This is a genomic window from Herbaspirillum sp. GW821-FHT09A12 (assembly GCF_059418325.1).
This window is the reverse complement of record NZ_JBWKPR010000001.1, coordinates 578,684-591,149: the sequence shown is the minus strand read 5'-3', so window position 1 is coordinate 591,149 and position 12,466 is coordinate 578,684. Positions and strand designations below refer to the sequence as shown.

Below are 12,466 nucleotides of genomic sequence, written 5' to 3'. Positions count from 1 at the left end.
ACGGCAGTTCAACGTTGCACGCAATGTCAAAAACGCTTGAAGGATGATTCGTCAATGGGCGGTTGCTGGTCGGCGCCATCCAGCATCGATACCCGATGCACACGGAGGTCCCCGCCAATGGCCGGTTTCTGGTTGATTTCCCGTTCCGGATGCGGCACCACTCGTTTTTGTTCACCTACTTGGAAAAAGCGCATCAGGTCCTGCAAATGGATCGCCTGGGCGCTCATCTCTTCCGAGGTCGCCGACAGTTCCTCGGATGCCGACGCCGTCATTTGCGTGGTCTGCGCCATCTGGTGCACGGCGTTGTTGATCTGCTCCAGCCCGGCCGATTGTTCATTCGAGGCGGCGGCGATCTCCTGCACCAGATCGGCCGTCTTGCGGATCGACGGCACCATCTGGTTGAGCAGGCCGCCGGCCTTCTCCGCCAGGCCCACGCTGTGTTCGGCCACGGCAATGATTTCCTGCGCCGCGGCCTGCGAGCGTTCGGCCAGCTTGCGCACTTCGGCCGCCACCACGGCGAAGCCCTTGCCGTGCTCGCCGGCGCGCGCCGCTTCGATGGCGGCATTGAGCGCCAGCAAGTTGGTCTGGTAGGCGATGTCGTCGATGATGCCGATCTTGCTGGCGATCTGTTTCATGGCCAGCACCGTCTCGCGCACCGCTTCGCCGCCTTCGGTCGCGGCGCCGGCCGACATGCTGGCAATGCCATCGGTGGTGCGCGCATTGTGGGCGTTCTGGGCGATGGTGGCGGTGATCTGCTCGACCGAGGCGCTGGTTTCCTCGACATTCGACGCCTGCTGGGAGGCGCTGTGGGAGAGCGCCTGCGACGACGAGGAAATCTGCTCCGATGCCGATGCCAGCGAGCTGGCGGTGCCGCCGACATCGCCAATCACGCCGGTCCACTTGTTGATCATCTGCTGCGTGCTGTAAAACACGCTGACCTTGTCGTTTTTGCCCAATGGCACGGCCACCGTCAGGTCGCCCTCCGCCACCCGGCGCAACACGGCCATGGCATCGCGCGGCTCGCCGCCGATCTGCGAACGGATCGCGTAGTACGCGAACCACAGGCAACCGAACGACAACAGCACCGATGCCGCCAACAGCCAGAATATCTTCTGCCCGAGGCCGGCATACTCGCGCTGCGCCTTGGCCACATTGGCTTGGGTGCGCTCGTCGACCAGCCGCAGGAAATCGTTGATCGGCGCCATCACTTTGCCGAACAGGGCACGGTAGCTCTGGTCGAACACCAATTCCTGCGCCATCGCCTGGTTGGGCGCGCCGACCACGGTGAACTTGCCTGCGCCGTCGTCGAACTCCCCCTTGACGGCATGGAAGGCGGTGACATCGATCTTGGACAACTGGTCCGCCACCTGGAGGGCTTCCTGCATCTTGGCCAGCTCCTGCACGCTGAAGCCGGATTGCTTCATCAGCTCGGTCAACGGCATCGGCTTGGCGCCGGCTTCGGCCTGCAGCTTGCGCGCGCTGACCAGATCCCAGTTGAAGCGGTCGTAATTGCCGGGACGCGCGCGCTTGCCGTTGCGGATGTCCATGATCATGTAATAGCGATCCTCGTCGTTGGGATCGCCGGTGGTCACATAGGCGCGCGCGAACTTGGTCATGTCCTCGGTCGTTCGCCGCAGTTCGTTGGCCAGCGCCGACGAGTAATAGCGCGCCTCATGCGCGCGCTCGAGCTCCATGTTGGCATCCTTGAGCGCGCCGATCAGGCCGATCACGGCCGCCATCAGGATCGACAGCACCACCGTCAGCCAGATGAAAAGCTGCTTGATGCTCATTCGATAGGTCATCTTGTTTTGCATGGTTCATTCCCTCTCGGCCGACGCCTCATTGCTCGGATACCACGCCGCGCTCTGCCTGCGCCATCGGATTGCTTTGTTCCTGTTGTTGCGTGTAGTGCACCAGGTGCGGGATATCCAGAATCAGCGCCACCCGGCCGTCGCCCAGGATGGTCGACCCCGACAAGCCCTTGACCTTGCCGAACAGCCGGCCCAGCGGCTTGATCACGGCCTGGCACTCGCCCAGCAAGCCATCGACCAGCAAGCCCGCGCGCTGGTGCCCATACTGCACGATCACCAGGCTCTTGCGCCCGCTCTCCCTGGCCGGCAAGTCGAACAGGTCGCGCAGGTACACGAAGGGCAGCGGCTCGTCGCGCACCGAGATGATGTTGTGCTCGTGCCGCTGCGACGGCATATCGATGCATTCCACCACCATGTCCAGCGGGATCACGAACACCGCGTTGCCCACCACCACCTGGAAGCCGGAAATGATGGCCAGCGTCAGCGGCAAGCGCACCCGTACGATGGTGCCGCGGCCGCGCACGGTATCGATGACGATCTCGCCGTGCAAGGCATCGACATTGCGCTTGACCACGTCCATCCCCACGCCCCGCCCGGACAGCTCGGTGATCTGCTTGGCCGTCGAAAATCCGGGCTCGAACACGAAGCGGTAGATATCGGCATCGCTCAAGTCGGCATCGGCGGTAGTCAGGCCGCGGCTGATCGCGGTGGCCAGGATGCGGTCGCGGTCCATGCCGCGGCCGTCGTCCATCACTTCCACCACCACGCTGCCGGATTCATGCGTGGCATTCAGGCGCAAGGTCGCCTTGGGTTCCTTGCCGGCGGCGATGCGCTCGTCGGCCGGCTCGATGCCGTGGTCGATGGCGTTGCGCACGATATGCATCAGCGGATCGGCGATGCGTTCGATCATCGATTTGTCGAGTTCGGTTTCCGAACCGGTCATAACCAGTTCGATTTCCTTGTTCATGTCGCGCGCGAAATCGCGCACCACGCGCGGAAAACGCTGGAACACTTCGCTGATCTGCACCATGCGCAACGTCAGCGCGGCATCGCGGATCTGCTCCATCAGCACATCGATGGCCTGGGTCGCTTCTTCGAACTGGCTGTCCTTGCGGCGGCGCGCGATCAGGCGCGCGCCGGCGCCGGCGATGACCAGCTCGCCAACCAGGTCGATCAGCTGGTCCAGCTTGGAGACTTCGATCTTGATGAATTTCTGTTCCTGGGCGCGACGATCCTCCAGCCCGCGGGAACGCGCCGCGCCGAACGGGGCGTCACCCGGGCTCGCGACCGGCAGCGGGTCGCCCATGGAGGCCAGGACGACGACATCATCGTGCCGCACCTCGGCGGCCATCTCGCGCCAATCCTCTTCATTCAATGCGCCATGCTGGTGCCACATCCGGCCCAGCCGGCCGGCCTCTTCCTCGCTCAGCCGGGCCAGCAGCGCCGCGTAATCGGACAAGGGGCTGCGCGGCGGCAAGATGTCGATGCGGCTGTCCTCGCGCACGAATTCGAATACGCCTTCCAGGGTCTTCTTGCTCGACTCGGACGCCAGGCAGATTTCGAAACCGATGTAGCAACTCTCCGCATCCATGGCCGCGGCGTCGGGCATCCGCTCCAGCACCGGCATGATGGCGACGATGCGCCCGAGGGTGCATAAATAGTGCAGGAAGGAAATCGGGTCCAGGCCGTCGCGCATCACGTCGTTGCTGAATTGCAGCGACAAGTGCCAGTACGGATTCGAAGCGGGCGCATCGCCTGCAAGCGCCGGCTCATTGGCATCCGCGGTTTCCGCAACCGGCTGCTGATGCAGCTGCGGCGGCGCGTCCGGAGCCGGCTCCGACGCCGCTCCGGACGCCAATCCGGGCGCCGCTTCCGGTCCTGGCGCCGGCTCCTGCCCGACTCGTTGCCCGGCATTCCGGGACAAGGCATCCAGCTTGGCCTCCAGCGCCTGGCGCCGGGCCAGATCCGGCTCCTGGTTTTCCTCGCGGCGTTCGATGGCGTCGACCAGCTCGCCGATGTAGTCGCCACATTCCAGCAGCAACGACATCAGGTAGTCATTCAATGGCAGTTCGTCATTGCGAACGTTATCGAGCACGTGTTCGACCAGGTGCGTGAACTGCACGATGCTGTCGAAAGAGAACAGCCCGGCCGACCCCTTGATCGTGTGGGCGGCGCGGAAAATGGCATTGACCGTGTCCTTGCCCGGCCCTTCCATTTCGATCTGCAGCAGCGCGGCTTCCATCGCCACCAGCAGCTCGCGGGCCTCTTGCACCACGGCGTCGCGCGCCGAATCTTTTTTCATGCCGCTCCCTCCGCCAGGCCCGCCGTTTCCGCGTTGAAGATGGAATGCAATTGCAACAGGTCGAATACCGCCAGTACCGCGGGACTGTAGGCCGTCACCTCCAGCCGCAGGCCATTGCGCCCGGCTTCGCGCTTGAGCATCAACAGCAACTGGACACCGGCCGTATCGATCTCGTCCACCCGCGACAGGTCCAGCGACAGCGTCCGGCTTGCCTGCGCCAGGGCATGCAGCAATTCCGGCTTGCGTTCAGCCGCCTGAAAGATCGTCAACCCGCCGTTGAAGGTCAACAGCAGGTTCCCGTTGTGCTCGGTATGTTTCAGCAGCATGGCCACCCCCTTCGCTCCCGGCTTTTCCGTTACGGCAATACCAGCTTGGCCACCGCATCGAGCAGCACCGGCGGCTGAAAAGGCTTGTGCACCCAGGCGCGGATACCCGCCGCCTTGCCCTCCTGCTTGCGCGTTTCGCCGCTCTCCGTGGTGAGCATGATGACCGGGGTGAACCGGTAGGCGGAAATCTGCTTCATCTCGCGCACGAAACTCAGGCCATCGAGGTTGGGCATATTGAGATCCGAGATCACCAGGTTGAACTTGCGGCCGTCGAGCTTCTTGAGCGCCTCCTGGCCATCGGCCGCCTCGACGACGCTGTAGCCGGCCGTCTTGAGTGCGATCGAGATGGTTTGCCGCAAGCTGAAAGAATCATCGACAATCAAAATACTTTTTTCCATGGCGGTTCCGTCAAAAGAAATCCACTTGCGGCTGCAGCGTATTAGGCACTTGCTGGCCGGTGTGGACCAGGCGTTGCTCGGGGGTGGTGTACGTCTTTTCAAGATCGGCCAGCCACTGTTCGGGCGAAGGCAGGCGGCCGTCCCCGCTCGCGTCCTTCAGGCGCGCGATATCGCGCTGGACATGGTCGAGGATCTGGCCGATGCGGTCCTGGAATTGCAGGTTGACCAGGATGTCGCACACCTCCTGGTCGACTTCGCGGTTATCGCCTTCCAGCTGTTCGACGGTCGCCGACAGCGTCATGGCCGACTGGCGGAAATCCGAGACCACCTGGTCGATCACCGCGCGCGAGTTTTCGACGATGCCGCCGGCGCCGGCCGAGAGTTCGCCGGCCGCGCCGACCGCGCCCAGGATCTGCTGGCGCAACCCCTTGGCGCGCGCGGCGATCTGGCGGCTATTTTCAGCCGACCGCTGCGCCAGCTCCTGCCAGCTCTGCTCGCTGCTGAGCAGGTCGGTCACGCCGGTATGGCCGGCAAGTTGCTCGTTTTCCTGCGCCAGGTGGCGGATATCGTCGTTGGCTGCGGCCAATGCCTCCAGCTTGCTGATGAGCGCCTGGCGCGAGGCCAGCACGCTTTCAAGCGCGGTGGCGATGCCGCCCAACTGTTCGGCGGCGTTCTGGATCACCTTGAGCACGTCGGCATTCTTGCCGCCCTGCGACAGGTTCAGCGCATCGCCCAAGCGCTCATGGATGCCGACGAAACGCGCCGTCAGGTTGTCGATGGCGCCCTGGGTCTGGCTGCGCGCCAGTTGCACGTTGGCTTGCCACACTGGCAGCACGCGCACCAGCAAGTCCGGGAATGGCCCACGGGCATCGCCTTCATCGGCAGCCGATGCTGGGGATGCTGGGGATACGGGCGCCTGCGCGGATGCTGCCGGCGCCGGCAGGCAGGTCAGATAAAAAGCGCCCCCGATCAGCACGCCGACCAGGCCGCCGAGCCACCAATGCTGCGCCAGCATCATGAACAGCAGCAAATTCACAATGCACAGCGCCGGCAAGATATTGCGAAGCAATTTCACGGACACGACCCCAAAAATGTTGTTGTTCTGTTTCCCCGCCGCCGCACCGTCCGGCGGCCCATCCCGTATTTATCGGCAACCCGACGCTGCTTTTTTAGCAACATCCCGAATATTTAATTAATTTTTCTTTTTCAGATGATAAGCCCCGGCATCCCCAGGAACGGCACAGCCTTTGCTGGCTGCGCTTCCGGTTGCCATGCGTAGGTCGTCAACAATACCTGCGCACGAGTAGAGGCGAGTTTATTGTGCCGCTTGAGTCGTGTCGTCTTTTCAAGGAATAAAGGCCTAAATCCTGTTGAGTTATCAATCAACCACGTAAAATTCGGCAAAAAATTATCAAATGAATAATTAAATTACCCGATTGCAGGCGCCCTCCCCGATTCCGCCACTCCCTTCGCAGGCGTAGGGCAGGCATATGGCAGGCCTGCCGAAATCATCTACAATGCCGCACCCGGTGCGCACCCTCTGGATCAAGAACGCTCATGGAACTGGACAGCTACCGCTATATCGCAATCGAAGGCCCGATCGGGGTCGGCAAGACGTCGCTGGCGCGACGGCTGGCAAGCTTGTTCGATGCCCTGCCGCTTCTCGAACAAGCCGCCGCCAACCCCTTCCTGGCGTCCTTCTATCGCGATACTAAACGGTATGCCTTCCAGACCCAGACCTTCTTTTTGCTGCAGCGCATTGCGCAACTGCAGGCGCCGCTGGATCCGTCGCTGAGCGAGCGGCGCTTCGTCGCCGACTTCATGCTGGAAAAGAACATGCTGTTCTCGCAACTGACCTTGCCTGAAGCGGAACTGCAGCTTTACCGGCAACTGCATGCGCAACTGCGCCCGCAAGCGAGGCCGCCGGATCTGGTGATCTATCTGCAGGCGCCGCCGCAGGTGCTGCTGGAGCGCATCGCCCGGCGCGGCATCGGCATGGAGGAAGCGATTTCTTCCGACTATCTGCAGCAGCTGTCTGACAGCTACGGCAATTTTTTCCATCACTACGCAGAGGCGCCGGTGTTGACCGTCAACACCGAACACCTGGATCCGGCCCACAACGATGCCGATCTCAAGGTACTGCTGCAGCACATCGAAGCGATGCGCGGCAAGCGCGCCTTTCTCAATCAGGGAGGTTGAATCTCATGGCAGGCTATCTTCAGGAAACCGGCGCCGCGACGCGCAGCAAACCCGTCACCACCCACCTGCTGCAAGCCATGCGCGGCAAGGGCGACAAGATCAGCATGCTGACCTGCTACGACGCCAGCTTCGCCACGCTGATGGAGCGCGCCGGCGTGGAAACCGTGCTGATCGGCGACTCGCTGGGCATGGTCTGCCAGGGCCACAACTCCACCCTCCCGGTGGCGCTGGCCGATATCGCCTACCACACCGCCAGCGTGGCGCGCGGCGCCGGCACCATGCTGGTGATCGCCGACCTGCCTTTCGGCACCTACCCCACGCCCGAAGAGGCATTCAAAAATGCCGCGCAGCTGATGCAGGCCGGCGCCCACATGGTCAAGCTGGAAGGCGGCGTCTGGCTGGCCGACACCGTCAGGTTCCTGACCGAGCGCGGCATTCCGGTATGCGCCCACATCGGCCTGACGCCGCAATCGGTGCATCAGTTGGGTGGCTTCAGGGTGCAAGGCAAGACCCACGATGGCGCCGCGCAATTGCATGCCGATGCGCTGGCGGTGCAGCAGGCGGGCGCCTCGTTGATCGTGATCGAGGCAGTGCCGGCGGCCTTGGGCAAGGAAGTCACCGAGCGCCTGAGCATCCCCACCATCGGCATCGGCGCCGGCCCCGATTGCTCGGGGCAGGTGCTGGTGATGCATGACATGCTGGGCGTATTCCCGGGCCACAAGAGCCGCTTCGTGCGCAACTTCATGGAAGGCGCGCCCAGCATCGAAGCCGCGTTGCAAGCCTATGTCGCCGCGGTCAAGGATGGCTCCTTCCCGGCGCAGGAACACTGTTTCTGACAGCGTCCCTATCCCGCAACCGAATCCGGCGCGGATAAAAAAACAGCCCGGCGTGAACTGACGCCGGGCTGTTTTCATTGCTGCAGCGCTACCTGCATCAGGCCTGTATATCGGAATACCGCGCCAGGCTTGCCGCCAGATGCGTCTGGCATTGCTCGCCATTGCTGATGGCCTCGGTCAGGTTGCGCAGCAAGCCGTCGTGCACGCCGTACACCAGGCCGTAAAAGTTCAGCTCCTGGCCGCGCTCCCAGGCATCGCTGACGATGGTGGTGCGGCACAGGTTGGCCAACTGTTCCAGCACGTTCAGCTCGCACAGGCGGTCGTGCTGCTCGGTGTGGGTCATGCTCTCATGGAAGCAGTGCGCGTGCTTTTCGTGCACGTCCTGCACGTGCTGCAGCCAGTTGTCGGCCAGGCCGACGCGGCGCCTGGTCAGCGCCGCCGCCACGCCCGCGCAGCCGTAGTGCCCGCAGATGATGACGTGCTTGACCTTGAGCACATCGATGGCGAATTGCAGCACCGACAGGCAGTTCAGGTCAGTGTGCACCACCACGTTGGCGATGTTGCGGTGGACGAACAGCTCGCCGGGCAACAGGCCCAGCAAATCGTTGGCCGGCACCCGGTTGTCGGAGCAGCCGATCCACAAATATTCGGGCGAGCGCTGCGCGCCCAGCTTCTTGAAGAATTCGGGGTCGCGCGCGGTGATTTCGGAGGCCCAGCGGCGGTTGCCCTTGAGCAGTTGTTCCTGGATCATGTCTTGTGGGCTTGGTGTTGTCATGGTCGGCAAGATCTGGTTGTTCACGCACACGCGTCCGCTGCGCGCAGAAAGCGCGCAAGAAGCCACGGGCATGAGGTTGGATGAGCGAAAGACGTGCTGCTTGCGGCCTCCGCGATCCAGGGCCTTGATAACCGGCCCCAGTGGACGATCGCGGTACTGCTGCCGGTGTCGCGCTCGCAAGATGCGGTCCCTGCGCGACGCTGCTATCGGGAGCCGTCAGGCCCCTGTCTTTCGGCGTTGCCACGGCGCATCATCGGGCGGAGTCGAAGCCGAATCCATGGATGCCGTGCGCGCCCCGGTGCTGCGGGCGGCGCACATCGCCGCGTGTGCATTGTATAGAAAAAATTCGCAAAAAAACCGGCATGCCAACTAGCATGCCGGTCCATGTCGCTTACTCGAAGAATTCCTTGACCTTGTCCTTCCAGGTCTTGGTCTGCGGGCTGTGCTTGGCGCCGCCTTCGGCGGTCAGTTGCTCGAATTCGCGCAGCAGTTCCTTCTGGCGCTCGGTCAGCTTGACCGGGGTCTCGACCACGACGTGGCAGAACAGGTCGCCGGGGAAGCCTGAGCGCACCCCCTTGATGCCCTTGCCGCGCAGGCGGAAAGTCTTGCCGCTTTGCGTGCCTTCGGGGATCGAGAACGAGGCCTTGCCGTTCAAGGTCGGCGCTTCGATCTCGCCGCCCAGCGCCGCCTTGGCAAACGAGATCGGCATTTCGCAATGCAGGTCGTCGCCGTCGCGCTGGAACACGTCGTGCGCCTTGATATGGATTTCCACATACAGGTCGCCCGGCGGCCCGCCGTTGACACCCGGCTCGCCGTTGCCCGAGGAGCGGATGCGCATGCCGTCGTCGATGCCTTCCGGAATCTTCACTTCCAGCGTCTTGTTGCGCTTGATGCGGCCGGCGCCGGCGCAGGTGGCGCACGGCTCGGGGATCACCTTGCCGCTGCCGTGGCACTTGGGGCAGGTCTGCTGGATGCTGAAGAAGCCTTGCTGCATGCGCACCTGGCCGTGGCCGCCGCAAGTCGAGCAAGTCACAGGCGAGGTGCCGGGCTTGGCGCCGCTGCCGTGGCAGGTATCGCATTCGTCCCAGGACGGCACGCGGATGGTGGTGTCGAAGCCGTGCGCGGCCTGTTCCAGCGTGATTTCCAGGTTGTAGCGCAAGTCGGCGCCGCGGTAGACCTGCGGGCCGGCGCCGCGGGCGCGGCCACCGCCGCCGCCGCCGAAGATGTCGCCGAAGATATCGCCGAAGGCATCGGCGAAACCGCCCGCGCCGGCGCCGCCGCCCGCGCCCATGTTGGGGTCGACGCCGGCATGGCCGTAGCGGTCGTAGGCGTCGCGCTTCTGCGGGTCGGACAGCATCTCGTAGGCTTCCTTGACCTCCTTGAACTTCTCTTCCGCGCCCTTGCTGTCGGGGTTGCGGTCAGGATGGTACTTCATCGCCAGCTTGCGATAAGCCTTCTTGATCTCGTCGTCGGTGGCGTTCTTCGCCAGTCCGAGAATTTCGTAAAAATCGCGTTTTGCCATATTGTCTAACACCTTATTATTGTGTTCCGTCGCGCCATGCGGAGTCGAACCGTCCGGTCGCGTCGCGACCGCTGGCCGGGGACCCCGCCCGACCGGAAACCAACAATGTGAAAAAGCCGAGTTCAGCCTGACAGCTGCGGGACTCGGCGTACCGTCCGGCGCAATGATTGCGCCAAACCGGTTGATGCATATTCAAAATTCCGCCCGGGCTGCAGAATCCGCACGGTTTCCCATGCAAATTCCGCACCCGGGCGCGCAGGCTGTCCTTGTCAGGTCAGGCTCGGATTACTTCACTTCCTTGAAGTCGGCATCCACGACATTGTCGTCCTTGGCCTGGCCGGCTGCGCCTTCCGCACCGGCGGCGCCAGCGGCACCAGCAGCGCCGGCGCCGCCTGCCGCGGCTTGCGCCTGCTGGTCGGCGTACATCTTCTCGCCCAGCTTTTGCGCGGCGGTGCCCAGCGCTGCGGTCTTGGCGTCGATGGCGGCCTTGTCGTCAGCCTTGAGGACGTCTTCCAGCTCCTTGATGGCGGCTTCGATGACTTCCTTCTCGCCGGCGGCCAGCTTGTCGCCGTATTCGCCCAGCGCCTTCCTGGTCGAATGCACCAGCGCATCGCCCTGGTTGCGGCTTTCCGCCAGTTCCTTCAGGCGCTTGTCTTCCTCGGCATTGGCCTCGGCGTCGCGCACCATCTTTTCGATCTCTTCCTCATTCAAGCCCGAGTTGGCCTTGATGGTGATCTTGTTTTCCTTGCCGGTGGCCTTGTCCTTGGCGCCCACGTGCAGGATGCCGTTGGCGTCGATGTCGAAGGTCACTTCGATCTGCGGCGTGCCGCGCGGGGACGGCGGGATGCCTTCCAGGTTGAATTCGCCCAGGCCCTTGTTGCCGGCGGCCATTTCGCGTTCGCCCTGGAACACCTTGATGGTCACGGCCGGCTGGTTGTCGTCGGCCGTGGAGAACACCTGGCTGAACTTGGTCGGGATGGTGGTGTTCTTCTTGATCATCTTGGTCATCACGCCGCCCATGGTTTCGATGCCCAGCGACAGCGGAGTCACGTCCAGCAGCAGCACGTCCTTGCGGTCGCCCGACAGCACCGAACCCTGGATCGCGGCGCCCACGGCCACGGCTTCGTCCGGGTTGACGTCGCGGCGCGGATCCTTGCCGAAGAATTCCTTGACCTTCTCGATCACCTTGGGCATGCGGGTCATGCCGCCGACCAGGATCACGTCGTCGATGTCGGACACCTTCACGCCGGCATCCTTGATGGCGGTGCGGCACGGTTCGATGGTCTTGCTGATCAGTTCCTCGACCAGGGACTCCAGCTTGGCGCGGGTGATCTTCAGGTTCAGGTGGACCGGCGCGCCATTGGCCATGGCGATGTACGGCTCGTTGATCTCGGTTTGCTGCGACGACGACAGTTCGATCTTGGCGCGCTCGGCCGAGGCCTTGATGCGTTGCAGGGCGATGGCGTCCTTGGACAGGTCCAGGCCGTTGATCTTCTTGAACTCTTCGATGATGTAATCGATCATGCGCTGGTCGAAGTCTTCGCCGCCCAGGAAGGTGTCGCCGTTGGTCGACAGCACTTCGAACTGCTTTTCGCCGTCGACATCGGCGATCTCGATGATCGACACGTCGAAGGTGCCGCCGCCCAGGTCATAGACGGCGATCTTGCGGTCGCCCTTTTCCGCCTTGTCCAGGCCGAAAGCCAGCGCGGCCGCGGTCGGCTCGTTGATGATGCGCTTGACATCCAGGCCGGCGATGCGGCCGGCGTCCTTGGTGGCCTGGCGCTGCGCGTCGTTGAAGTAGGCCGGCACCGTGATCACGGCTTCGGTGACTTCTTCGCCGAGGTAGTCTTCGGCGGTCTTCTTCATCTTGCGCAGGACTTCAGCCGAAATCTGCGGCGGCGCCAGCTTCTTGTCGCGCACGCCGATCCAGGCGTCGCCGTTGTCGGCCTTGACGATCTCGTAGGGCATCAGGTTGATGTCCTTTTGCACTTCCTTCTCGTCGAACTTGCGGCCGATCAGGCGCTTGGAGGCGTAGATGGTATTGCGCGGGTTGGTGACGGCCTGGCGCTTGGCGGGTGCGCCGACGAGGATCTCGCCGTCTTCCTGGTAAGCGATGATGGACGGCGTGGTGCGCGCGCCTTCGGAGTTTTCGATGACCTTGGGCTGGTTGCCTTCCATGACGGAAACGCAAGAGTTGGTGGTGCCCAGGTCAATGCCAATGATTTTTCCCATGATTTTTCCTTCGATCTTTCAGCCCTGGATGCCGGGCTACAGTAGTTTTTAATGGTTTTAATATA

Annotated in this window: 10 protein-coding genes; 2 read left to right on the top strand and 8 right to left on the bottom strand. The window is 63.1% G+C overall.

Annotation, left to right across the window (positions count from 1 at the left end; genetic code table 11):
• Window positions 1-26: 26 nt before the first annotated feature.
• Genes AC07N6_RS02630 through AC07N6_RS02610 form a run of 5 tightly spaced genes read right to left on the bottom strand, consistent with a single transcriptional unit; the run spans window position 27 to window position 5,912 of the window.
• Complete coding sequence (locus AC07N6_RS02630; protein WP_494780766.1) at window positions 27-1,814, bottom strand: methyl-accepting chemotaxis protein; 1,788 nt, start codon at window positions 1,812-1,814, stop codon at window positions 27-29.
• A 25-nt stretch (window positions 1,815-1,839) separates the two neighbouring features.
• Complete coding sequence (locus tag AC07N6_RS02625) at window positions 1,840-4,113, bottom strand: chemotaxis protein CheA (RefSeq protein ID WP_494780765.1); 2,274 nt, start codon at window positions 4,111-4,113, stop codon at window positions 1,840-1,842.
• Entirely contained in the window at window positions 4,110-4,439 is a 330-nt protein-coding gene (locus AC07N6_RS02620) for an STAS domain-containing protein (RefSeq protein ID WP_494780764.1), read from the bottom strand. The genes AC07N6_RS02625 and AC07N6_RS02620 overlap by 4 nt, the downstream gene beginning before the upstream one ends.
• Window positions 4,440-4,468: 29 nt before the next feature.
• Window positions 4,469-4,837 (bottom strand): response regulator, encoded by a 369-nt coding sequence (locus AC07N6_RS02615; protein WP_494780763.1) that lies wholly within the window; start codon window positions 4,835-4,837, stop codon window positions 4,469-4,471.
• A 10-nt stretch (window positions 4,838-4,847) separates the two neighbouring features.
• Window positions 4,848-5,912, bottom strand: a complete 1,065-nt coding sequence (locus AC07N6_RS02610) for a chemotaxis protein (protein ID WP_494780762.1) — start codon at window positions 5,910-5,912, stop codon at window positions 4,848-4,850.
• A 482-nt stretch (window positions 5,913-6,394) separates the two neighbouring features.
• Here AC07N6_RS02610 and AC07N6_RS02605 point away from each other — a divergent pair, with 482 nt between their 5' ends.
• Window positions 6,395-7,036 carry a deoxynucleoside kinase gene (locus tag AC07N6_RS02605; RefSeq protein ID WP_494780761.1) on the top strand — a complete coding sequence of 214 codons (642 nt, stop codon included), beginning with the start codon at window positions 6,395-6,397 and terminating at the stop codon, window positions 7,034-7,036.
• Window positions 7,037-7,041: 5 nt separating this feature from the next.
• Window positions 7,042-7,872: a 3-methyl-2-oxobutanoate hydroxymethyltransferase gene (gene panB, locus AC07N6_RS02600; protein ID WP_494780760.1), complete on the top strand. Its 831-nt coding sequence runs from the start codon at window positions 7,042-7,044 to the stop codon at window positions 7,870-7,872.
• A 97-nt stretch (window positions 7,873-7,969) separates the two neighbouring features.
• Here the strand turns inward: panB and can are convergent, their stop codons facing one another.
• From can to dnaK, 3 genes are all read right to left on the bottom strand, one after another.
• Window positions 7,970-8,647 (bottom strand): carbonate dehydratase, encoded by a 678-nt coding sequence (can, locus tag AC07N6_RS02595; RefSeq protein ID WP_494780759.1) that lies wholly within the window; start codon window positions 8,645-8,647, stop codon window positions 7,970-7,972.
• A 391-nt stretch (window positions 8,648-9,038) separates the two neighbouring features.
• Entirely contained in the window at window positions 9,039-10,169 is a 1,131-nt protein-coding gene (gene dnaJ, locus AC07N6_RS02590; RefSeq protein WP_494780758.1) for a molecular chaperone DnaJ, read from the bottom strand.
• Window positions 10,170-10,454: 285 nt separating this feature from the next.
• Window positions 10,455-12,401 (bottom strand): molecular chaperone DnaK, encoded by a 1,947-nt coding sequence (dnaK, locus tag AC07N6_RS02585; RefSeq protein ID WP_494780757.1) that lies wholly within the window; start codon window positions 12,399-12,401, stop codon window positions 10,455-10,457.
• Window positions 12,402-12,466: the final 65 nt, after the last annotated feature.